The sequence below is a fragment of the Pseudomonas sp. B21-023 genome (assembly GCF_024749165.1).
Classification (GTDB): Bacteria; Pseudomonadota; Gammaproteobacteria; order Pseudomonadales; family Pseudomonadaceae; genus Aquipseudomonas.
On the sequence record NZ_CP087190.1, the window covers coordinates 2,016,000 to 2,036,502 of the forward strand.

Genomic DNA, 20,503 nt, shown 5'->3' on the forward strand with positions numbered 1-20,503 from the left:
TTTAGGGAGTGGCAAGTAAGCGAAGTGAGTTAACATTTTAAGCTGTCTGCATGGAAGAGGTAGAATTATTACGCGACTTTAAAAAGATGCTTGACAAAAGAGCTATAAGTCGCAACCACAACCAGGAACGATAATCGTTCTCACGGAAAACAAAGGAATGTAACATGGATAAGAAATTGCTCGGTATCGCTTCAGTTATCTTGGCAAGTTCGCCTGCCGTACAGGCTACTGCTTTGCCACCGGCACCGGTTGAGACTGAGGCGCAGCTTCAAGTCAATGCAGCGGGCCAACCAGTCGCACCCTTTACTAAACATGAACAACTCAAGGAGTCTCTTGCCAGCGTCTGCACACTTCCGAGTGCTCGCCAGCATTCGATGTGCAATTAGAGCTCGTCTAAAGCTGTAGGTCTTTAAGCGGATCTGCACCAGCTTGACTCTAAATAGATGCGAAGCTTGTCTTCGCATCTATCTCTAATCATGCTTTCTCGGAAGATTATCTCGTGAACACCAAACGCGTAGACTTCAGTTCTATGACCTATCCTGATCTTGTAGCATTCATGCAGCAAGAGAATACACCTCCTGGTGCAAGTCATGCGCTCGACTATTTGATCGAAGCGTCGACTGTTACCTCTGGCTCTTATCTTCTAGATTTAGCTTGCTCTACAGGATTTAGTTCAAGGTATTGTTATGAGCAGGTAGGAAGCCGGGCCGTAGGTATTGATACAAGTAGTGCTGCAGTCAGCGTTGCTAATGAAAAAACAAACGAACTAAATGCGACCGATAAATTACAATACTTAGTGGCCGATGCTTGCGCATTGCCATTCGAAAATGAGTCATTCACTCATGTGCTAGGTGGTTGTAACTTTGGTTTCATCCAGGATCGCCAGCGCGCATTGTCAGAATGCCATCGAGTTCTAAAGCATACTGGAATCTTGTGCATCTCAAACTTTTTTTTCAGGTTGACGCCCCCGGAATTTATACTAAATGCGGTCGAGAAAGCACTAGGCTGGCGTCCAGAACCCTCTTGGACATACGATTATTGGAAGGAATTTTTTACGGGGCATGGATTTACCCTCGGCTCCGAATTTACGTACGAACTGTTTGCTGAAAGTGAGGATGCACTGGCAATGCGTGTAAGGCGTTATTTATGTCAAGAAAATCCTGGAACTAGAGCTATGGCGACGGATCAACAAGAAGCTTTATATAGTCACTTTTTTGAAATTCGAAAAAGCTTGAACGCTCAGAAAGATTTTCAAGGAGTGGCTTTCCAGGCATGGCACAAATAGCTCCCCCGGAAAGATTCATGGAGACTGTCCGGAATCATATCTTAGAGGAGGCCAGCCCTGATCGGCCTTTTTTCATTTTTGATCTTGAAAGTGCCCGAGCGAAAGCGGAAAGCTTTATGCGTTCTGCAAAAAAGCACTTTGATGGGGTCGTGCTCGCGGCTTCGTTGAAATCGTGTAATTTAGGGGCATTTTGTCAAATGCTCAAAGATAACCATTACTGGGTGGAGGCCTGTTCAATAGAGGAAATCAATTTAGCGTTACAAGCAGGCTTTGAAAGCAACCAAATAATTTTTGATGGCCCGCTTAAGCTCGATGACGAACTGTTGTTCGCTGTTAAGCACGAGGTGCTGGTGCAGGTTGATAGCATTAGTGAAGTCGAGAGGCTAGGGTCTATATGTTCGAGCATCAGAAAGAAATGCCAGATCATAATTCGCTTATCGCATCTTTATCGAGACACTGGATATTCCCGCTTCGGCTGTAAATCAAATGAGTTTGAAGAAATTCTCTTGCCCTGCCTTCGCAGGTACGAGTGCATAGAGCATGTCGGATTTCATCTTAATGCTGGGTCAAATCTGCCGGCGACGACAGCCATAACTGACACGCTGGCGCTATGGGCTTCTTTCCTAGTCAAACATATGCCGGAGCGAGGAATACTAGACTTGGGAAGCGGTTTTCCAGCAGACTCATTCTCAAAAGATATCAACATCAAAACACCCTCTGCTGATATTTTTTTTAAAGAAATCGCTCAAAAAGCTCAAGCATTGTTTGGGCAAGTAAATCAGCATTGGCGTTACATCTTTGAGCCGGGTAGATGCCTCAGTGAGGATTATGGCTATCTCTGCGGTAGGGTTTTTAGTACTAAGTGGCGTAATGGCATAGAGCTTCTCCAAACAAACGTGGCTTCAAACTGGGTTCCCTCAATCCATCAGTGGGCTCATTCGATCGTACCTGTATCAAATTTTCCAGAAGCACCGACGCGTCACGCTCAGTACTTAGTGGGTTTTAATTGCTTCGAAGCGGATTATATTACAGCTCTCGGGGAAACGTTTTCTCTCAAGGAAAATGATCATTTCCTTATAAAAGGGTGTGGAGCGTATGACCTTCAAACTATGACTCAGTGGGTCAGGTGTAAGCCTGTGGTTTATAAATACGACGACAGACGTCTTGGTTTATGTCGGTCGCCATCCAAGCCCAATTGTCTGGTGCTTGACGACATTTATTGCGTATCCGAAGACATTAAAATTACAGAAGCTCTATCTTCGGTCAACGCTAAGCCTTCATACGCTAAGGACTTGTTCGAACTCATAACAAAAAATAAAAAAACTTTGAAAGTTATATGCGCTGGCCTAGAAACACAAGATGTCCGAAAGACGTAGAGGAATTTTTAATTTCATGCTCAAAGGAACATCAAGAAGATATCTCCAAAACTTATATACTTTGTGAGTCAGGTAAGTCCTGCGGTGTTCTGTCTTTTAATTCGATGGATCTCGTGAATAAAACCGCTTATTTAGGTTACTGGTTGGATGTTGATATGCAAGGGAAGGGCGTTCTATCAGCTGCGGTAAAAAAACTGATTGAAACTTATGTGGAAAAAAGCCAGATATGCCGCTTCGTTATCAAGGCTGCCGTAAAAAATGGAAAAAGCAATGCGCTGGCATTGCGCTGTGGTTTCAGTTATGAGGGCACACTTAAAAAAGCAGAGCGTATAGGGGATGAGTTTCTTGATCAAAATATATATGCGTTGGTTCTATAACCGCTTGACGCAGAGTTGTTAGTAACACTGCTGAAAGACGGCCTGTCGAGCAAAGAGGCTTTGATGCCCTGATAGATCTTAAGCGATCAAGCGGTGGTCGGGCCAACAGCGTGTGACCAGAGCCTTGGGGCGCAAAGCTGGGGGCGGCTCAGTCTGGTCGATTAGCCATCGTCTCTCTCTGCTTCATCTGTTGGAACGAAGATTTCTCAGGCGCCATAACCATTTTCCAGGCGCCTGATCTGCTCGATGGCGTCCTGGACGGGCAGATCATTGGGGGCGCGGGTCAGCAAGGACACCCTCTTTGAGCAGGCGGATATCGCTACCCTCCATAGGGTGCTCAGCGAGCGCTCCAGAAACATCGTGGGGCGTGCTGAGCTGCAGCGAATGAAGCCCCATGCGTGGTTGATCAATACCGCCCGCAGTGGTTTGGTTGATCAGCAAGCGTTGTTGAGCGCGCTTCAGGCGGGCCAAATTGCCTTCGAGGATCGATCTTTGCTGACAACCGATCCTGTCCGGCCTGTTTGTAGGCGCTGGCTCCCCCGTGGTGCAAGCAAGGCTGCCGAATCCTGGTGGAAGGGGCTACCCGTGGGCAGGCTGTTCGTAGGAAATGCTAGCGATGAACCAAGTCGCTTCGCCCGTCGGAGTCTGCACCACGACCTCGTCCCCTTCCTCTTTCTTCAGTAGGGCGCGGGCCATGGGGGAATCAATCGAGATGTAGTCCTTCCGACCGTAGATCTCATCGTACCCGACGATTCGGAATCGCTTGCTCTCACCATCTTCATTGTCGATCTCAACCCAGGCGCCAAAGAAGACTTTGCCCTCTTGCTCGGGGGCATAGTTGACAACCCGGATGTCCTCCAACCGCTTCCGGAGGTATCTGATCCGACGATCAATCTCTCGAAGAAGCTTTTTGTTGTATTGGTAATCCGCGTTCTCACTCCGATCCCCTAGAGAGGCGGCCCAGGTAACCTTCTGAGTGATTTCGGGACGGTAGGTGTGCCAGAGGTGGTCTAGTTCAGCCTTCAGAGCAGCGTGCCCTTCTCTGGTGATGATGTTGGTCGGCAACCTCTACTCCTGATACAGATACGGTGGCACCTGGATCAATGGGGACGGCCGCCAGGAGATGTCCTTAGGCAATCGCCGCCGAGATGATGATCCAAGTCAAATCCAAGCGAGACTACCACGCCTTGGATTGCTGTTTGAACAGCTTCCGATAGGGCAGTACTTAGGGCCTATGCCTAGGACTTTCCGGGTGGCTTCTGAGGCGCCGCTTCTTGAGTGACGCAGCGGCTTTGCCATGAGACCGGTTGTTTGGGGCGAACGGAGCTGCTGAATGGGTGTTCGTCTGTTGCTGCAAAGGTGGGCTTAACAGTTCTCCCTCCTTGATCTCTCTGGTGCACCAGAATATGCGGGCAGGGTGAAGCCGCCTCAGGCTGCTTGGATGGATTCGGCAGGTGCGGGGTACGTCCAGTGTGGAAGTGCTGCTTGGTTGGATCGCTAATGCTGTTCTGGGGTTGGGGTGATAATACCAGTACAACAAGAAGCTGCTGCGCGAGATCGACCGCCGCGTGCGTTACCTGCGCAAGCGCCTGGAAGACGTCAAGGTGGTCGAGTACTCGTTGCGCTTTCGCATCGTCGGCTATGACGAGATCCACGGGCGCAACGACTATATCTCCATCGACTCGCCCATGGCCCGGGCGTTGCTCAAGAAGGAGGAGGGCGACGAGGTGGTGGTGCACACCACCCCGGGTGAGGCAACCTGGTACGTCAACCGCATCAGCTACCCGGGTAGCGATGCCCGATAGACCTCTACCAGCACTTGTGCCGCTGCTGCGATCTGCTCATCGGTGAGCGCTGCATAACCGATCAGCACGCCGGCGGGCCAGGTGTGTTTGCGGCAGAACAGACCGATCGGCTGCAACACCAGCCCGCATTGCCGGGCCCGCTCGCAGAACGCCTGCTCACCGACGCCGTTGGGCAACCAGAGGACGAAGTGCAGGCCGGATTGCTCGCCGCTGACGGTCATGCCTGGCTCTGCCGCGAGACGCTCGAGCAGCAGGTCCCGGCGGCGTTGGTAGGTCTGCCTTGCGATGCGCAGGTGCCGTTCATAGTGACCGCGCAGCAGATACTGGCACACCGTCCGCTGGGCGATGATCCCCGGCGTCTGCCCCGTTGCCGCCAGCCAGTCGATGAGCCGTGCGCGCAAGGTTCGCGGTACAACCGCGAAGCCCACCCTCAGCCCGCTGAACAATGTCTTGTTGAAGCTGCCGCAGAACAGCACCCGGTCATGCTGGTCGAGCGCCTTGATCGCCGGCAGTGGCGCGCAGGCATAGTTGTATTCGCTGTCGTAATCATCCTCGACGATGTAGGCATCTCGGGTCTGTGCCCAGTCCAGCAGCGCCTGGCGTCGCTGGACGCTCATGCAGATGCCCAGCGGAGCCTGGTGCGCGGGGGTGGTGTGCACTGCGCGGACGTTGTCGTGCCTGGCCAGTTGTTCTACGTCCAGGCCAGCCTGGTCCACGGCGACGCAGATCACCCGCCTGCCGGTCTGTTCGAACATGCGTGCGGCCCAGGAGTAGCCCGGATCCTCCAGGGCGATGGCGTTGTCCTTATCCAGCCACTGGCTGATGAAGTGCAGTGTGTGGCGAATGCCCTGGGTCACGACGATATCCTCGACGTCGCACTCTATGCCCCGATAAAGGCGGATGTGAGTTGCGATAGCCTTGCGCAGCAACCTGTCACCCGCGTGCGGAACGCTCTCGGTGATCGCCGCAAGGGCATCGGCGGCCAGTTGCAGATGACGCTGTTCAAGCAGCGTCGGGTCTGCCAGCCGGGCGACGAAGGGCACGCCCGTCTGCAGCCAGGCTTCTGGCAGGGCGGCAGGGCTGGCGCAAGGCGCGGGCTCGCGGGGGCAAGCGAGCGTGGCCAGGGGCTGGTCGTTGGCCGCGATCAGCGCATCGGGACGCAGCGGTGCGACCACTGAGCCCGCGCCTTGTCGGCGCAGGATGCAACCTTCCAGGGCGAGTTGTTCGAAAACCAGCTCGACGGTGCCCCGCGCCACTCCCCACCGCTGGGCGAGGGTGCGGGTGGAGGGCAAGCGTGTGCCGGGCGCCAGATGGCCACCGGCGAGCAGATCTTGCAGGAAGGCATAGAGCAGCTGGTGCTTGCGGGCCGAAGGTTTGGCGGACAGCTCGAACGGCAGGGCAAGGTCAAGGGCAAGCGGTTGTTTGCCTCTGGCCATAAGTGGTCCACATGCAGGAAGGCTTAATGGACCTTCATGGTAGCCAGCGCAATCCCTAAGCTCAATCCACGTAACAGTTTGTTGCGGTGCGCAAAGAAGCGCGCCCGATTCCATTGTGCGTTCAGGCACAGACGGAACCGGTATTCATTCTTTGTCAGGAGTCAACGAGTCATGACGGTTCTGCAGTTGTTGCCCATGTTGCTGGCCCCGCACCACGAACAGGTGATGCTGGCATGAGTGCGTCGAGCGCGAGTCCCTGGTTGACCCTGGCGCTTTTGAGCGCCGTGATGGTGCCCCAGGTGGGGCTGGGCGTGATGGTGCCGGCATCGGCGCGGTTGGCTCAGGACCTTCATGTGGGGGTGGCGAGCGTGCAGAACACGCTTGTGGTGTATATGGTCGGCTACGCCGTATCGGTGATCATGGCCGGACTGCTTTCCGATCGGTTCGGCCCCAGGGCCGTGCAGTTGGGCGGGCTGGCGCTGGCGTTGGTCGGCGCCTTGCTGGCGGCCAGCGCCGAGGGCTTCACTCTGTTCATCCTCGGCCGATTGCTGCAATCGCTGGGCGGCTGCGTCAGTACCGTGACCACACGCCTGGTCGTCAGGGAGGTGTACCCCGAAGCGCAATGTCTGCCGGTTCTGAGCACCCTGGCCTCGGCCACTGCCGTCACGCCTTGCGTGGTGCCATTGCTGGCCGGTGCTGTGCTGCCTGAGCTGGGGTGGCGCGGGGTGCTGGTGTGTGCCGGCGCATTCAACCTGCTGGTGTTGCTGGTGTTCGTCGGACTTACCCGGCCCACGGCAGGCGGCGGGCAGCCGATCGGCTCGGTTGGCGCCATCTGGCGCGTGTACCGGCGCAATATGGGCAACCCTGGCTATCGGCGCAATGCGGCCTGCATCAGCCTGGTGTGGATGAGCTACTTCGCGCTGCTGTCGTCGTCGTCCCATGCCTTCCAGCAGGTGCTGGGTTTCAGTGAGCTGGAGTATGGCGCGCTGATCGGCGCCTGTGCCTGTGGCTATGTGGCGGGCAGCACCATCGCGCGGCGCCTGAGCCAGACCCACGACCTGGACGCGCTGCTGGCGCTCGCCGCGATGATCGGCTTGGGAGGTTGCATCAGCCTGTCACTGGGGCTGCTGCTGGTGGGGCCGGGGACGCTGGTGTTCCTGCTGCCGATAATCGCGCTGCTGGTCTGTACCGGTATGGTCATTCCGATCACGCAGGCAGGGTTGTTGCGTTGCGTCAGCCAGGACGTCGGCATGTCGTCGGGGCAGTTCTTCTTTCTGCAGATGATGGCCGGCGCCCTGTACTCACTGTTCCTCAGTTGCATCCCGCCGCTGGACCTGAACCATCTGGCGATCGCCGTCGCTGCCCCGATAGTACTCATGGCGGGGGTGGTGGGCCGGCTGCGCCTGCGCGGCCGCCTACAGGCCAGCCAGCCCTGAACCCTGGCCTGCACAGGGCTCAACCTTCGCGCAGCACGGTCAGCGGGCTGCTGTTCAGTGCCCGCCGAGTGCCATAGCCACCGGCGGCGCCGATTAGCAGCGCGCCCAGCAGCGGCAACAGGAGCAGCGCCGGGTGCGGCGCCCAGGCCAGGTCGAAGGCATGGCGGTACAGGCCGAAGGTGATCAGCTCGCAGCCGAGTGCCGCGAGCAGGCCACTGGCGGCGCCGAGCAGGCCGAACTCGATGCGTCGTGCCTTTACCAGCAGCGGGCGTGCCGCTCCCAGGGCCCGCAGCAGGGCACCTTGGCGGATGCGTTCGTCGAGGGTCGCCTGCAGGCCGGCAAACAGTACCGCCAGCCCCGCAGCCAGCACGAACAACAGCACGTACTCCACCGCCAGGGTGACTTGGGCGAGGATGCTGCGCAGCTGGGCGAGCAGCGCATCGACCTGCAGCACGGTCACCGCCGGGAACGCCCGGGACAGCGCGACGATTTCCTGGTCGTGGCCCGGCGCCAGGTAGAAGCTGGTGAGGTAGGTGGTGGGCAGGCCTTGCAAGGTGCCCGGCTGGAAGATCATGTAGAAGTTTGGCTGGAAGCTGTCCCAATGCACGCTGCGCAGGCTGCTGACCCGGGCCTGGCGTTGCTGGCCGCCGATATCGAAGGTCAGCAGGTCGCCCAGTTGCAGGTGCAGGCTCTGCGCCAGCTCCGCCTCCACGGAAACCCCAGGGGCTTCATCGTTGGCGGGTGCCTGCTGCCACCATTGGCCGGCGCTCAGGGCATTGCCCTGGGGCAGCTCGGCGGCCCAGGTCAGGCTGAGGTCACGCTGGATGGCGCGCTCGCCAGTGGACTCCTTGCTGACCAGCTGGCGCACTGGCTGCTCGTTGATATGGGTCAGGCGGCCGGGAATCACCGGGTACAGCGGCGCGGCGGTGGCGTTGATCTGGGCCAGGCGCTCGGCGAACGGCTGGCGCTCATCGGGCAGGATGTTCAGGGCGAAATGATTCGGCGCGTCCTTGGGCAACTGCGCCTGCCAGGTGTCGAGCAGTTCCGCCCGCAGCAGGGCGACCAGGCCCATTGCCAGGAGGATCAGGCCGAAGGCCAGGGCCTGGCCGGCGGCGGCCAGCGGGTGACGCAGCAACTGCCCGAGCCCCAGCCGCCAGGCCAGCGGCGCGCCGGCCAGCAACCGGCGCAGGCTGCGCAGGCCGAGCAACAGTAAACCCCCCAGCAGCAAGGCGGCGATCAGCCCGCCGCCGAGCAGGGCGAAGGTCAGCAGCAAGTCCAGGCTCAGGCGCCACATGATCAGGCCCAGGGCGAGCAGTGCGGCGCCGTACACCAACCAGCTGCTCGGTGGCAGTGGCAATAGGTCGCGGCGCAGGACCCGTAGCGGCGGCACGCGACCCAGGGCTGCCAGGGGCGGCAAGGCGAAGCCGGCCAGGGCTACCAATCCGGTGCCGATGCCGGCCAGCGCCGGGGTGAGGCCACCGGGCGGCACCTGGCTGGGTAGCAGCCCTTCGAGCAGGCGGAACAACCCCAGCTGGGCGAGCCAGCCGAGCAGTGCGCCGATGACTGCGGCGGCGACACCGAGCATTGCCAGTTGCAGGCTGTAAAGGCCAAGGGCCTGATGCCGGGACAGGCCCAGGCAGCGCAGCAGGGCACTGGCATCCAGGCGCCGCGCGGCGTAGCGGCTGGCCGACAAGGCCACGGCGACGCCGGCCAGCAGCACCGCCACCAGGCTCGCCATGTTCAGGTAACGCTCGGCCTTGCCCAGTGCGCCGCCGATCTGCCGGTTACCGTCGCGAGTGTCGAGCAGGCGCTGGTTGGCGGCCAGGCTTTTTTCCGCCGCCTGCCGGTACGTTTGCAAGGCGTCGATATCACCGCGCCACAGGTCGCGGTAGCTGACCCGGCTGCCCGGCTGGATGACGCCGGTGGCGTCCAGGTCGGCGAGGTTCATCAGCACCCGAGGGGTCAGGCTGTAGAAGTTGCCGGCGCGGTCGGGCTCGTAGGTCAGCACGCGGCTCATGCGCAGGGTCTTCATGCCGACGTCGATGCTGTCGCCGATGGCCAGGCCGAGCGCCGCGAGCAGGCGCGGTTCGACCCAGGCCTCTCCCGGCGCCGGGCCGCCACCGGGCGTCTCTGCGGTATAGGGCGCCGGGGCGCTGCGTAATTGGCCGCGCAGCGGGTAGGCGGAGTCGGCCGCCTTGATGCTGGAAAGCTGGATGCCGCTGTCGCCGCCAACCACGCTGGTGAACTCCACCACCCGCGCATGACGCAGGCCCAGCGCGGTGCCGCTGGCGATCTGCTGCGCGGCGGGTGGGGCACTGCCCTGCAGGACCAGGTCGGCGCCGAGGAACTCGCTGGCGCGCAACTGCATGGCGCCGTTCAGGCGAGCGCCGAAGTAGCCGATGGCGGTGCTGGCCGCCACCGCAACCAGCAGGGCGAAGAACAGCACGCGGACTTCGCTGGCACGCGCGTCACGCAGCAACTGGCGCAGAGCAAGGGTGCACAGGCGTGGGAACGATAGGCGGGTCATCAGGGCTCCAGGGGCGTCACCAGGCGTCCGGCATCCAGGCGGATCAGGCGGCGGCAGCGCTTGGCCAGGCGTTCGTCGTGGGTTACCAGCACCAGTGTCGTGCCGCGCTCCTGGTTCAGTTCGAACAAAAGGTCGCTGATGCGCTCGCCGGTGTGGCTGTCGAGGTTGCCGGTGGGCTCGTCGGCGAACAGCACGGCCGGTTGCGCGGCGAAGGCGCGGGCGATCGCCACCCGCTGCTGCTCGCCGCCGGAGAGCTGGCGCGGCGTGTGGCTCAGGCGTTTGCCCAGGCCGACCCGCTCGAGCAGATCGCGAGCGTGCTCGCGGGCATCGCGGCGACCGTCGAGCTCCAGCGGCAGCATGACGTTCTCCAGGGCGTTGAGGCTGTCGAGCAGTTGGAACGACTGGAACACGAAGCCGACGTGCTCGGCGCGCACCCGGGCGCGCTGGTCCTCGTCGAGGGGGCCGAGGTCGTGTCCGGCCAGTATCACCTTGCCGGCACTCGGCCGGTCGAGCCCGGCGAGCAGGCCCAACAGCGTGGACTTGCCGGAACCGGAGGCACCGACGATGGCCAGGCTGTCGCCTTGGGCGAGGTCGAGGGAGAGGGCGTGGAGGATGGTCAGGTCGCCTTCCGTGCTGGGGACCACTTTGCTAAGGTTCTGCGCAACGAGAATGCTGGGGCTCATGGAGAATCCGATGCGAATGTGGTGGTTGAGTGCCGGTCTGGCCCTGTGTTGCCTGGCCCAGGGCGCGGCAGCGGGAACATTGCTGGTCGTGGGCGATAGTATCAGCGCCGGTTTTGGCCTGGATACCCGTCAGGGTTGGGTCAACCTGCTGCAACAGCAACTGCGCAAGGAGGGTTTTGACGACCAGGTGGTCAATGCCTCCATCAGCGGCGACACCAGCGCGGGCGGCCAGGCGCGGCTGTCGGCGCTGCTTGCAGCGCACAAGCCGGACCTGGTGGTGCTGGAGTTAGGTGGCAACGATGGCCTGCGCGGGCAGCCACCGCAGCAATTGCAACAGAATCTTGCGGCAATGATCGACCAGTCCCGCGATGCGGGGGCCAAGGTCGTGCTGCTGGGCATGCGCCTGCCCCCCAACTACGGTGTGCGCTACACCACGGCGTTCGCCCAGGTCTACGAGCAACTGGCCACGGAGAAAAAGGTGCCGCTGGTGCCGTTTTTCCTGGAAGGCGTGGGCGGGGTGCCGGAGCTGATGCAGGCCGATGGCATCCACCCTGCAGCCGCCGCCCAGCAGCGCTTGCTGGAAAATGCCTGGCCGGCGATAAAACCCTTGCTGTGATGCTTTTATCGGGGGCCGCTTTCGGCTAATGTTGCGCCCCCCGTTTCGAGTGCCCCCGATGCCGCGCCCTGCCTGGTCCCTGTACGCCTACCAACTGATCGAGCCCGACGAGCAGCTCGACCTGTTTGCCTGCCAGGAAGTGCGCATCCACCTCGCCGCCCGCCAGCTCGAGCTCGGCGTGCCTGTCGACCGCACCTTGTGCGGTGGCCTGCTGCCCGCGCAGCCGCGCTGGTCGAGTGTCGAGCGGGCCATCTACCGTGACGAGCGCCTGTGTGAGTTGTGCAAGGCAATCCTCGATGCTCAGCGGCGTGGCATGCGCCCGGTGTGGCCGGAACTCTGAGCGCCTTTCATCATCTGAAATGCTTGCGCCTCCCGCTTGTTTCGGCGCGGGTGTACAATCGATTCCCTTGACTGACCTTTCGAAGGATTTCCCGGATGTTGCCGCGCTTTCCCGCCGTCACCCGTAGCCTGACCCTGGCCGCCTTGCTGGCGACAGGCCCCGCTGTTGCGCTGGAACTGCCGTTGCCACCCCCCGGTGAGGACGTCGTCGGTCAGGTCCACACCATCCAGGCCAAGTACGAAGACACTTTCGCCGATATCGGCACCGCCAACGACCTTGGCTACCTGGAGATGATCGCCGCCAACCCCGGCGTCGACCCGTGGCTGCCGGGCGCCGGTACCGAGATCATCCTGCCGACCCGCTACATCCTGCCGCCGGGGCCGCGCGAAGGCATTGTCATCAACCTGGCCGAGTACCGCCTCTACTACTACCCGAAAGGGCAGAACGTGGTGCATACCTTCCCGCTGGGTATTGGTCGCGAGGGTTGGGGGTCGCCGATCGCGAACACCAAGATCACCGCCAAGACACCTAATCCGACCTGGACCCCGCCGGCCTCGATCCGTGCCGAGCACGCCGCCGATGGCGACATCCTGCCGTCCGTGGTGCCGGCCGGGCCGGACAACCCGTTGGGGCCGTTCAAGTTCACCCTTGGGGTGCCGGGCTACCTGATCCATGGCTCGAACAAGAAGTTCGGTATCGGCATGCGCACCAGTCACGGTTGCTTCCGCATGCTCAACAACAATGTGCTGACGCTGTCGAAGATGGTCCCGGTGGGCACCCCGGTACGTATCATCAACGAGCCGTACAAGTTCGGTATCAGTGCTGGCAAAGTCTATCTGGAAGCCCACACGCCGCTGGACGATCAAGGCAATCCGTCGGTGGTCGACAAGCACACCGCCGTCATCAACGCGCTGCTCAAGCGTGAAGACCTGGCCAACAACTTGCGCATGAATTGGGACATGGTTCGCGATGTGGTCGCCGCCGAAGATGGCATGCCGGTCGAGATCGCCGTGCCTGCCAATGGTGCAAGCGCGCCGATGGTGTCGAGCATTCCACCGGAATTGCAGTAAGCGATTACCCGCCGTTAACTAGCGGGGCACTTAGGGGTCGCCTTGCGGCCCATCGCGGGGCAAGCCCGCTCCTACAGGTAGGCGTGCGCTGCGCTGTAGGAGTGGGCCTGCCCCGCGATGGGACGCAAGGCGGCCCCTGTTGTTTGGCCTTGCAGCAACAGGCTTTCTTCGAGGCAATAAAAAAGCCGACCCACAAGTGGGTCGGCTCCATAACAATCCGTGAGGATTATTACTTGCGGCTGGCTTTGTCCAGCATACGCAGAGCGCGCTCGTTGGCTTCGTCAGCGGTCTGCTGAGCCTTCTGAGCAGCTGCCAGAGCGTCGTCAGCTTTGCGGTAGGCTTCGTCTGCACGAGCCTGGGCGCGAGCTGCTGCGTCTTCGGTAGCAGTCAGGCGAGCTTCGGTTTCTTTGGATACGCTGCTGCAACCGGTAGCCAGAACTGCGGCCAGAGCCAGAGCAGAGAATTTCAGAACGTTGTTCATCGTGTTCCCCTTCAAGGACTTTCTATTAAATAGCCATCTCTCGGAAAAGAGAAACTGGCCGGCGTACATAGTACCCATTACTTGTAGTAAGTAAACTGACTGAGCGCAAGAACTGCAAAAAAAATGCTGCCGAGGGCTCTGGCGACAGGGTTTGTAAACAAAGTGTGAAAACCATGGGCAGCGTTCGCAAGCGATTGTAGTACAGGAACTTTTTTGTTGAACTAAGGGTGACTTTAACTGTCTGTCAGCGTCTTAGCCCTACAACATCCGGATGCTGTTGCCAGGCGGTGCAGGCGTTGCTGTCAGCATTTTCATTCAGGGCAGCTTGAGCATTCTTGCTGGCGCCGCCTACTATTTGAGGGTGCCATCGACGCAGAACGATCCAAATCGTGCTGCTGTCCAAGGGGCACAGGTGGCGTGGAGGTTCCTCCGCCGGATAAACCACATCGGTAAGGTATGGGTCTGCCGACAAGACCTGCGAGGAGTAGTGATGAGCGAAACGCTGACCATCCACCATGACCAGGCCGGTCATCAGTTCGAGACCACCGTGGACGGTCACCGGGCGTACCTGACGTACATGGACCTGGGCAAGCAGACGCTGGACATCTATCGCACCTTCGTTCCCAACGCCCTGCGCGGGCGCGGGATTGCCGCCGCGCTGACCGAAAAGGCCCTGGAGTACGCCGAGCAGATGGGCTATACGGTCATCCCGTCGTGCTCTTATGTGGAGCGCTACATGGAGCGCCAGCAACGTCATTCGAGCAAGGCCTGACCTGGCAGCACGCACACATGAAAACGCCGGGCATTGCCCGGCGTTTTCGTTTGCGCGATTTCTCAGCCGCGCTGACGCTTGGGCAGCACATCCTTGAGCTTGGCGTGCATGCTGCGCAGGGTCTTCTCGGTGGCGGCCCAGTCGATGCAGGCGTCGGTGACCGACACGCCATACTGCAGCTCGTCGAGGTTCTTCGGAATGGCCTGGCAGCCCCAGTTCAGGTGGCTCTCGACCATCAGGCCGATGATCGACTGGTTGCCTTCGAGGATCTGGTTGGCCACGTTCTCCATGACCAGCGGCTGCAGGGCCGGATCCTTGTTGGAGTTGGCGTGGCTGCAGTCGACCATGATGTTCGGCTTGATCTTCGCCTTGGCCAGGTCCTGTTCGCACAGGGCGACACTCACCGAGTCATAGTTGGGCTTGCCGTTGCCGCCGCGCAGCACCACGTGGCCGTAGGCGTTGCCCTTGGTGGTGACGATGGACACGCCACCTTCCTGGTTGATGCCCAGGAAGCGGTGCGGCTTGGACACCGACTGCAGGGCGTTGATCGCCACGGTCAGGCCGCCATCGGTACCGTTCTTGAAGCCGACCGCCGAGGACAGGCCGGAGGCCATCTCGCGGTGGGTCTGGGATTCGGTGGTGCGTGCGCCGATGGCCGACCAGCTGATCAAGTCCTGCAGGTACTGCGGGGAGATCGGGTCGAGCGCTTCGGTGGCGGTGGGCAGGCCCTTCTCGGCCAGGTCCAGCAGCAGCTGGCGGCCGATGTGCAGGCCATCCTGGATCTTGAACGAGTCATCGAGGTACGGGTCGTTGATCAGGCCTTTCCAGCCGACGGTGGTGCGTGGCTTCTCGAAGTACACGCGCATGACCAGGTACAGGGTATCGGAAACTTCCTCGGCCAATACCTTCAGGCGCTCGGCGTACTCGTGGGCGGCCTTGATGTCGTGGATCGAGCACGGGCCGACCACGACGAACAGGCGATGGTCCTTGCCGTCGAGGATATTGCGCACCACTTCACGGCCGGCAGTCACGGTCTGCAGGGCCTTGGCGCTGAGGGGGATTTCCTTCTTGAGCTGATCAGGGGTGATCAAGGTCTCGTTGGAGGCAACGTTAAGGTCATCGATCGGTAAATCAGCCATCGTGTTACTCGTCAGGTCACGGGTGCCGGCCGCCAGCAATCCCCGTGCGGCCCAGCAGCAGATTGTTCGCAGCGGGGAGGCCGAACCTTAGCGCGTTAGCGGGGGCGCGACAATGGGCTGGGCCCCGTCGATACGGGGTTTTTGCCCGCCAAGCGGCATTTGGGCGCGAGCTTGCGGCCTGGCGGGACGATTTCACCGTGGCAGCAACACCTGCGTATAGTGCTGACCCATAACAATGACTCTTGACCAGGAGCACGGCATGGCGTCCCTCGACCCTCAGGTTGGCAATCCCCGTATCGGCATCATTGGCAGCGGCGCAATCGGTGGCTTCTATGGCCTGATGCTCGCCCGCGCCGGCTTCGACGTGCACTTTCTGTTGCGCAGTGAGTACCAGGCCGTGCATAAGCAGGGGCTGCAGCTCGACAGCGCCGTGCATGGTCAGGTGCGCATGCCCGTGCAGGCCTACGCCTCTGCCGCCGACATGCCGCCTTGCGACTGGCTGCTGGTGGGGGCCAAGGCCACCAACAATGCCGAGCTGGCGCCCTTGATCGTGCAAGCCGCAGCGCCGCAGGCCAGAGTGGTCTTGCTGCAGAATGGCCTTGGGGTCGAGGAGCAACTGCGCCCGGCCTTGCGTCCGGACATGCACCTGCTGGGTGGGCTGTGCTTCATCTGTGTCAACCGCGAGCGCCCCGGGGTGATTCGTCACCAGTCGTTGGGCGCGGTGAACCTGGGCTATCACAGTGGCCCCGCACAGGGTGAGGGTGACGCAGCGGTAGTGGTGGAGGAGGGCGCGGCCCTGTTCCGGGCCGCGGGCATCGACTCCCAGGCCATGGCCGACCTCGACCAGGCGCGTTGGCAGAAGCTGGTGTGGAATGTGCCCTACAACGGCCTTTCGGTGCTGCTGCAGGCCAGCACCACACCCCTGATGGGCGATGCCGACAGCCGTGCGCTGATCCAGGCTCTGATGGCGGAAGTGGTGGCCGGCGCCAGGGCCTGTGGCCTTGAGTTGCCGCAAGGCTATGCCGAACACCTGTTCCGGGTTACCGAAAAGATGCCGGACTATTGGCCAAGCATGTATCACGACCATGCCTTGCAGCGGCCGCTGGAGCTGCAGGCGATCTACGCCGAGCCCTTGGCCCGCGCACGCGCGGCGGGGTGCGAGTTGCCGCGCATGGAGGCGTTGTACCAGGCACTGGCGTTTCTCGACCGGCGTAACCGGCAGGCCTGAAAGCCGCAGCGGCTGTGCGCCGGACGGCCAGGCGACGGCCCATGGCGCTGCTAAGCTCAAGCTTGCTCTGCCGAAGCGGCAGTCGAGGAGGTCGAATGATCCGTTCCATGCTGTTCGCTACAGACCTCGGTGTTTACGCGCCCTTCGTCATGCAGCACGCCTTGGTCCTGGCGCGGACCTTCAACGCGGAGCTGTATGTGATCCATGCCGTGGAGCCCATGGGCCAGTTCGCCGAATCCTTGCTGCAGAGCTACCTCGATGAGCAGACTCTCGATGCATTGCACAGTGAGGGCGTGACTACGGTCATGGCCAATATCGAGCAGCGGGTGCTGGAAAACTTTCGCGAGGAACTGGGCGAGGTCGCCGATCTGGCGCTGATCCGTGCGGTACGGGTGCGTCAAGGCGACCCGGCGCAGGTGATCCTTGAACAGGCCCAGCGCCTGGCGGTCGACTTGCTGATCTTTGGCAGCCACAGCGCAGGGGCCGGGGTGGACGTGCCGATCGGTCGCACGGCGGTGCGGCTGCTGCAGCTGTCGCCGGTGCCGGTGTACATGGTGCCGTTGGCCCAGCATCTTGGGCGTAGGAAGGTGTGAGTGTGGCGGTAGGTTTTTTCCTGCGAACGTAACAAAATAGTTCTAGATTTATTTCTCTAGCCACTAATATAGTTATAACTCGTTGCTGCCGGCGCGCCGGTGACCTACCGCCTTTGAGGGATATCTATGAAGCTTCAGCAACTGCGCTACATCTGGGAAGTGGCGCACCATGACCTCAACGTTTCCGCGACGGCGCAGAGCCTCTATACCTCCCAGCCCGGGATCAGCAAGCAGATCCGCCTGCTCGAGGATGAGCTGGGCGTCGAAGTCTTCGCCCGCAGCGGCAAGCACCTGACCCGTGTCACCCCGGCGGGCGAGCGCATCATCAATACTGCCGGCGAGATCCTGCGCAAGGTCGAGAGCATCAAGCAGATCGCCCAGGAATTCTCCAACGAGAAAAAGGGCACCCTGTCGATCGCCACCACCCACACCCAGGCGCGCTATGCGCTGCCGCCGGTGATCAGCAATTTCATCAAGCAATACCCGGAAGTCGCCCTGCACATGCACCAGGGCTCGCCCATGCAGATCGCCGAGATGGCGGCTGACGGCACCGTCGATTTTGCCATCGCCACCGAGGCGCTGGAGCTGTTCGGCGACCTGATCATGATGCCGTGCTACAAGTGGAACCGTTGCGTGGTAGTGCCTCAGGGGCACCCGCTGACCAAGCTGCCTAAGCTGACCCTGGAGGCGGTGGCTGAGTACCCGATCGTCACCTATGTATTCGGCTTCACTGGTCGCTCCAAGCTCGACGAGGCGTTCAACCACCGTGGCCTGACACCGAAGGTGGTGTTCACCGCGGCCGACGCCGACGTGATCAAGACGTATGTGCGCCTGGGCCTGGGCGTGGGTATCGTGGCCAAGATGGCGGTGGACCCGAAGCTCGACAGCGACCTGGTGTGCCTGGATGCCAGCGAACTGTTCGAAGCCAGCATCACCAAGATCGGTTTCCGTCGCGGCACCTTCCTGCGTGGTTTCATGTGCGACTTCATCGAGAAGTTCGCCCCGCACCTGACCCGTGAGGTGATGGCCAAGGCGATCCAGTGTCATAACAAGCAGGAGCTCGAAGAGCTGTTCGAGGGCGTCGAGTTGCCGGTGCACTGACCTGAAATAACTGGGGCCGCTTTGCGGCCCCAGTCGTTTATGCCTTGCTGATCAGGTTGCCGGCGTGCAGCCCGCATTCCTTCTGGGTCGACTCCTCCCACCACCAACGTCCTTCGCGCTCATGCTGGTTCGGCAGCACCGGGCGGGTGCACGGCTCGCAACCAATGCTGATGAAGCCGCGCTCATGCAGGCTGTTGTAGGGCAGCTCGAGCATGCGGATGTAGCCCCAGACTTCCTCGCTGGTCATCTGCGCCAGGGGGTTGAACTTGTACAGGGGGTGTTCGGGGGTGGAGAAAGCGCTGTCGATCTCCAACGCAGCCACTTGGCTGCGGGTGCCCGGGCTCTGGTCGCGGCGCTGGCCGGTGGCCCAGGCGCTGACGGTGGCCAGCTTGCGGCGCAGCGGCTCGATCTTGCGGATGCCGCAGCACTCGCCGTGGCCGTCCTTGTAGAAGCTGAACAGGCCCTTTTCCTTGACGAACGGGTCGAGCTTGGTGCGGTCCGGGCTGAGGATTTCGATCGGCAGGTTGTACTGCTCGCGCACCTGGTCGATGAAGCGGTAGGTTTCCGGGTGCAGGCGACCGGTATCGAGGCTGAACACCTTGACCTGCTTGTTCAGTTTCCAGGCCATGTCCACCAGCACCACATCCTCGGCACCGCTGAAGGAGATCCACAGGTCGTCGCCGAAGTGTTCGAAGGCGAGCTTGAGGATCTCCTGCGGGGACTTGCTGGCGTAGGTCGCGGCCAGGGCGGCGACGTCGAAGGGTTGGCTCATCAGGCGGTTTCCATCGGGTGAGTGGCGCTGTGCGCTCGTAGTGGTCAGATGGTAACAAAAAATGGCGGGGCAGACGCCTTGCGATCGCGGGGCAAGCCCGCTCCAACGGAGTTCTACAAGGCTTGCAGCGTTTCCATCAGCACGCGCACCTTGGCGATCGACTCTTCGTATTCGGCCTGCCAATCCGAATCGGCCACCACCGCGCCACCGCCCCAGCAACTGACCTGGCCGTCCTTGACCAACAGGCTGCGGATGGCGATCGAGCTGTCCATCTCGCCGCGCACGTCGAGGTACAGCAGCGAGCCGCAGTACAGCGCCCGGCGCGTCGGCTCCAGCTCGTCGATGATCTGCATGGCGCGGATCTTCGGGGCGCCGGTGATCGAGCCGCCGGGGAAGCTGCCAGCGATCAGGTCCAGGGCGTCCTTGTCGGCGGCCAGCTGGCCGACCACGCTGCTGACCAGGTGATGGACGTTGGGGTAGCTCTCCAGGCTGAACAGTTCCGGGACCTTCACCGAGCCGGTCTGGCAGGTGCGACCGATATCGTTGCGCAGCAGGTCGACGATCATCAGGTTTTCCGAGCGGTCCTTGGCGCTGGCCAGCAATTCGGCGGCGTTGCGGGCGTCCTCGCGCGGGTCGGCGGAGCGCGGCCGAGTGCCCTTGATCGGGCGGGTCTCGACCTCGCCCTGGCTGACACGGATGAAGCGCTCGGGTGAGAAGCTCAGCAGCGCCGTGCCTTCATCCAGCTGCTGGTAGCCGGAGAAAGGCGTTGGGCAGGCGGCGCGCAGGGCCTGGTAGGCGTGCCACGGGTCGCCCTGGCATGGGGCGCGGAAGCGTTGGGTAAGGTTGATCTGATAGCAGTCGCCGGCCTGGATGTAGCGCTGGACCTGGTCGAACGCTGCCCGGTACTGCGCGGCGTGAAGATCGCCGGTCATCGGCGCGAGCAACTGAAAGTCAGTCGATTCGGCCGAGGGGCTGGCTTCGAAGATCGCGATCAGGCGCTGCCGTTCGGCTTGGGGCAGGCTGGGGTGGAACACCAGTTGGCTGCTGCCCAGTCGATGGTCGGTCACCAATGCCCACGCATACAGCCCGAGCTGCGCATCAGGCAGCTTGAGGTCGTCGGCCGCCAAGGCGGGCAGATGCTCCAGGCGCCGGCCGAAATCGTAGCTCAGGTAGCCGATCAAGCCGCCGGCGAAGGGCAGTTCGATGCCGTCGGGCAGTTGGGCTTCCCCCAGGTCCACCAATGACTGGCGCAGGCGTTGCAGATAAGCCTGGCCGTTTTCATCGGTGCGTGCCTGCAGCTGTTGCAGGGGCCAGGCGCTGAGCAGGTCGTAGCGACCCCGTTCGGCGCTTGGGCGGGCGCTGTCGAGCAGGATCGCGCCGGGCGCGCGGCGCAGGCGTTCGAAGTAGAAGGCGGGGTCGGGCTGGTAGGGCAGGGGGTGCAGCGTACAGGTCGGCATCAGAGTGGA

Annotated in this window: 21 protein-coding genes and 1 pseudogene; 14 read left to right on the plus strand and 8 right to left on the minus strand. The window is 61.3% G+C overall.

Annotation, left to right across the window (positions count from 1 at the left end):
- Positions 1–164: 164 nt before the first annotated feature.
- From LOY42_RS09175 to LOY42_RS09195, 5 genes are all read left to right on the plus strand, one after another.
- Positions 165–386 (plus strand): hypothetical protein, encoded by a 222-nt coding sequence (locus tag LOY42_RS09175; protein ID WP_139669903.1) that lies wholly within the window; start codon positions 165–167, stop codon positions 384–386.
- Positions 387–499: 113 nt separating this feature from the next.
- Positions 500–1,285 carry a class I SAM-dependent methyltransferase gene (locus LOY42_RS09180; RefSeq protein ID WP_258600338.1) on the plus strand — a complete coding sequence of 262 codons (786 nt, stop codon included), beginning with the start codon at positions 500–502 and terminating at the stop codon, positions 1,283–1,285.
- A gap of 17 nt (positions 1,286–1,302) precedes the next feature.
- A complete protein-coding gene (locus LOY42_RS09185; protein WP_258600340.1) occupies positions 1,303–2,661 on the plus strand; it encodes a hypothetical protein in 1,359 nt (452 codons plus the stop codon).
- On the plus strand, positions 2,622–3,038 hold the full coding sequence (locus tag LOY42_RS09190; protein ID WP_258600342.1) for a GNAT family N-acetyltransferase: 417 nt from the start codon (positions 2,622–2,624) through the stop codon (positions 3,036–3,038). Before LOY42_RS09185 ends, LOY42_RS09190 begins: the two co-directional genes overlap by 40 nt.
- Positions 3,039–3,284: 246 nt before the next feature.
- Entirely contained in the window at positions 3,285–3,722 is a 438-nt protein-coding gene (locus tag LOY42_RS09195) for an NAD(P)-dependent oxidoreductase (RefSeq protein WP_139669907.1), read from the plus strand.
- On the opposite strand, the gene greB is transcribed toward LOY42_RS09195, so the two are convergent.
- Positions 3,618–4,103: a transcription elongation factor GreB gene (gene greB / locus LOY42_RS09200; protein WP_139669909.1), complete on the minus strand. Its 486-nt coding sequence runs from the start codon at positions 4,101–4,103 to the stop codon at positions 3,618–3,620. The genes LOY42_RS09195 and greB overlap by 105 nt on opposite strands.
- Before the next feature lie 461 nt (positions 4,104–4,564).
- On the opposite strand from greB, the pseudogene LOY42_RS09205 reads away from it, so the two are divergent.
- Positions 4,565–4,843 (plus strand): annotated as a pseudogene (locus LOY42_RS09205) (GreA/GreB family elongation factor); the annotation flags it as partial.
- Here the strand turns inward: LOY42_RS09205 and LOY42_RS09210 are convergent.
- A complete protein-coding gene (locus tag LOY42_RS09210; protein ID WP_139669911.1) occupies positions 4,819–6,279 on the minus strand; it encodes a PLP-dependent aminotransferase family protein in 1,461 nt (486 codons plus the stop codon). The pseudogene LOY42_RS09205 and the gene LOY42_RS09210 sit on opposite strands and share 25 nt — an antisense overlap.
- A gap of 233 nt (positions 6,280–6,512) precedes the next feature.
- Here LOY42_RS09210 and LOY42_RS09215 point away from each other — a divergent pair, with 233 nt between their 5' ends.
- Positions 6,513–7,715, plus strand: a complete 1,203-nt coding sequence (locus LOY42_RS09215; RefSeq protein WP_139669912.1) for an MFS transporter — start codon at positions 6,513–6,515, stop codon at positions 7,713–7,715.
- 19 nt (positions 7,716–7,734) lie between these two features.
- Here LOY42_RS09215 and LOY42_RS09220 read toward each other — a convergent pair whose 3' ends face one another.
- Together LOY42_RS09220 and LOY42_RS09225 are read right to left on the minus strand one after the other, a co-directional pair.
- A complete protein-coding gene (locus LOY42_RS09220) occupies positions 7,735–10,242 on the minus strand; it encodes an ABC transporter permease (protein WP_139669914.1) in 2,508 nt (835 codons plus the stop codon).
- Entirely contained in the window at positions 10,242–10,925 is a 684-nt protein-coding gene (locus LOY42_RS09225) for an ABC transporter ATP-binding protein (protein WP_139669916.1), read from the minus strand. The genes LOY42_RS09220 and LOY42_RS09225 overlap by 1 nt, the downstream gene beginning before the upstream one ends.
- 10 nt (positions 10,926–10,935) lie before the next feature.
- Here LOY42_RS09225 and LOY42_RS09230 point away from each other — a divergent pair, with 10 nt between their 5' ends.
- From LOY42_RS09230 to LOY42_RS09240, 3 genes are all read left to right on the plus strand, one after another.
- Complete coding sequence (locus tag LOY42_RS09230) at positions 10,936–11,541, plus strand: arylesterase (protein ID WP_173862436.1); 606 nt, start codon at positions 10,936–10,938, stop codon at positions 11,539–11,541.
- Positions 11,542–11,599: 58 nt separating this feature from the next.
- On the plus strand, positions 11,600–11,881 hold the full coding sequence (locus LOY42_RS09235) for a hypothetical protein (RefSeq protein ID WP_102683256.1): 282 nt from the start codon (positions 11,600–11,602) through the stop codon (positions 11,879–11,881).
- Positions 11,882–11,976: 95 nt separating this feature from the next.
- On the plus strand, positions 11,977–12,951 hold the full coding sequence (locus tag LOY42_RS09240; protein ID WP_198753923.1) for a L,D-transpeptidase family protein: 975 nt from the start codon (positions 11,977–11,979) through the stop codon (positions 12,949–12,951).
- A gap of 229 nt (positions 12,952–13,180) precedes the next feature.
- Here LOY42_RS09240 and oprI read toward each other — a convergent pair whose 3' ends face one another.
- Positions 13,181–13,432 (minus strand): outer membrane lipoprotei OprI, encoded by a 252-nt coding sequence (gene oprI / locus LOY42_RS09245; RefSeq protein WP_003259780.1) that lies wholly within the window; start codon positions 13,430–13,432, stop codon positions 13,181–13,183.
- 490 nt (positions 13,433–13,922) lie between these two features.
- On the opposite strand from oprI, the gene LOY42_RS09250 reads away from it, so the two are divergent.
- Complete coding sequence (locus LOY42_RS09250) at positions 13,923–14,204, plus strand: GNAT family N-acetyltransferase (protein ID WP_031315036.1); 282 nt, start codon at positions 13,923–13,925, stop codon at positions 14,202–14,204.
- A gap of 62 nt (positions 14,205–14,266) precedes the next feature.
- Here the strand turns inward: LOY42_RS09250 and LOY42_RS09255 are convergent, their stop codons facing one another.
- On the minus strand, positions 14,267–15,343 hold the full coding sequence (locus tag LOY42_RS09255; RefSeq protein WP_011533136.1) for a 3-deoxy-7-phosphoheptulonate synthase: 1,077 nt from the start codon (positions 15,341–15,343) through the stop codon (positions 14,267–14,269).
- A 259-nt stretch (positions 15,344–15,602) separates the two neighbouring features.
- Here LOY42_RS09255 and LOY42_RS09260 point away from each other — a divergent pair, with 259 nt between their 5' ends.
- The 3 genes from LOY42_RS09260 to cysB all read left to right on the plus strand — a co-directional run bounded on the left by LOY42_RS09260 (position 15,603) and on the right by cysB (position 18,265).
- Entirely contained in the window at positions 15,603–16,571 is a 969-nt protein-coding gene (locus tag LOY42_RS09260) for a putative 2-dehydropantoate 2-reductase (protein WP_139669920.1), read from the plus strand.
- Positions 16,572–16,666: 95 nt separating this feature from the next.
- Positions 16,667–17,164: a universal stress protein gene (locus LOY42_RS09265; protein WP_139669922.1), complete on the plus strand. Its 498-nt coding sequence runs from the start codon at positions 16,667–16,669 to the stop codon at positions 17,162–17,164.
- A gap of 126 nt (positions 17,165–17,290) precedes the next feature.
- Entirely contained in the window at positions 17,291–18,265 is a 975-nt protein-coding gene (gene cysB, locus LOY42_RS09270; RefSeq protein WP_011533140.1) for an HTH-type transcriptional regulator CysB, read from the plus strand.
- 37 nt (positions 18,266–18,302) lie between these two features.
- Here the strand turns inward: cysB and LOY42_RS09275 are convergent, their stop codons facing one another.
- Both LOY42_RS09275 and pabB read right to left on the minus strand, forming a co-directional pair.
- A complete protein-coding gene (locus tag LOY42_RS09275; protein WP_139669924.1) occupies positions 18,303–19,037 on the minus strand; it encodes a phosphoadenylyl-sulfate reductase in 735 nt (244 codons plus the stop codon).
- 113 nt (positions 19,038–19,150) lie between these two features.
- The gene (pabB, locus tag LOY42_RS09280) at positions 19,151–20,494 is read right to left on the minus strand and encodes an aminodeoxychorismate synthase component I (protein WP_258600352.1); all 1,344 of its coding nucleotides are present in this window, start codon (positions 20,492–20,494) and stop codon (positions 19,151–19,153) included.
- Between the last annotated feature and the right edge of the window lie 9 nt (positions 20,495–20,503).

Coding starts and splice junctions, on each gene's coding strand:
- LOY42_RS09215 (WP_139669912.1), top strand. CDS start 6,513: ATGAGTGCGTCGAGCGCGAGTCCCTGGTTGACCCTGGCGCTTTTGAGC.
- LOY42_RS09240 (WP_198753923.1), top strand. CDS start 11,977: ATGTTGCCGCGCTTTCCCGCCGTCACCCGTAGCCTGACCCTGGCCGCC.
- LOY42_RS09230 (WP_173862436.1), top strand. CDS start 10,936: ATGCGAATGTGGTGGTTGAGTGCCGGTCTGGCCCTGTGTTGCCTGGCC.
- LOY42_RS09175 (WP_139669903.1), top strand. CDS start 165: ATGGATAAGAAATTGCTCGGTATCGCTTCAGTTATCTTGGCAAGTTCG.
- LOY42_RS09185 (WP_258600340.1), top strand. CDS start 1,303: ATGGAGACTGTCCGGAATCATATCTTAGAGGAGGCCAGCCCTGATCGG.
- oprI (WP_003259780.1), bottom strand. CDS start 13,432: ATGAACAACGTTCTGAAATTCTCTGCTCTGGCTCTGGCCGCAGTTCTG.
- LOY42_RS09250 (WP_031315036.1), top strand. CDS start 13,923: ATGAGCGAAACGCTGACCATCCACCATGACCAGGCCGGTCATCAGTTC.
- pabB (WP_258600352.1), bottom strand. CDS start 20,494: ATGCCGACCTGTACGCTGCACCCCCTGCCCTACCAGCCCGACCCCGCC.
- cysB (WP_011533140.1), top strand. CDS start 17,291: ATGAAGCTTCAGCAACTGCGCTACATCTGGGAAGTGGCGCACCATGAC.
- LOY42_RS09260 (WP_139669920.1), top strand. CDS start 15,603: ATGGCGTCCCTCGACCCTCAGGTTGGCAATCCCCGTATCGGCATCATT.
- LOY42_RS09235 (WP_102683256.1), top strand. CDS start 11,600: ATGCCGCGCCCTGCCTGGTCCCTGTACGCCTACCAACTGATCGAGCCC.
- LOY42_RS09275 (WP_139669924.1), bottom strand. CDS start 19,037: ATGAGCCAACCCTTCGACGTCGCCGCCCTGGCCGCGACCTACGCCAGC.
- LOY42_RS09195 (WP_139669907.1), top strand. CDS start 3,285: ATGGCGTCCTGGACGGGCAGATCATTGGGGGCGCGGGTCAGCAAGGAC.
- LOY42_RS09255 (WP_011533136.1), bottom strand. CDS start 15,343: ATGGCTGATTTACCGATCGATGACCTTAACGTTGCCTCCAACGAGACC.
- LOY42_RS09220 (WP_139669914.1), bottom strand. CDS start 10,242: ATGACCCGCCTATCGTTCCCACGCCTGTGCACCCTTGCTCTGCGCCAG.
- LOY42_RS09225 (WP_139669916.1), bottom strand. CDS start 10,925: ATGAGCCCCAGCATTCTCGTTGCGCAGAACCTTAGCAAAGTGGTCCCC.
- LOY42_RS09210 (WP_139669911.1), bottom strand. CDS start 6,279: ATGGCCAGAGGCAAACAACCGCTTGCCCTTGACCTTGCCCTGCCGTTC.
- LOY42_RS09190 (WP_258600342.1), top strand. CDS start 2,622: ATGCGCTGGCCTAGAAACACAAGATGTCCGAAAGACGTAGAGGAATTT.
- LOY42_RS09265 (WP_139669922.1), top strand. CDS start 16,667: ATGATCCGTTCCATGCTGTTCGCTACAGACCTCGGTGTTTACGCGCCC.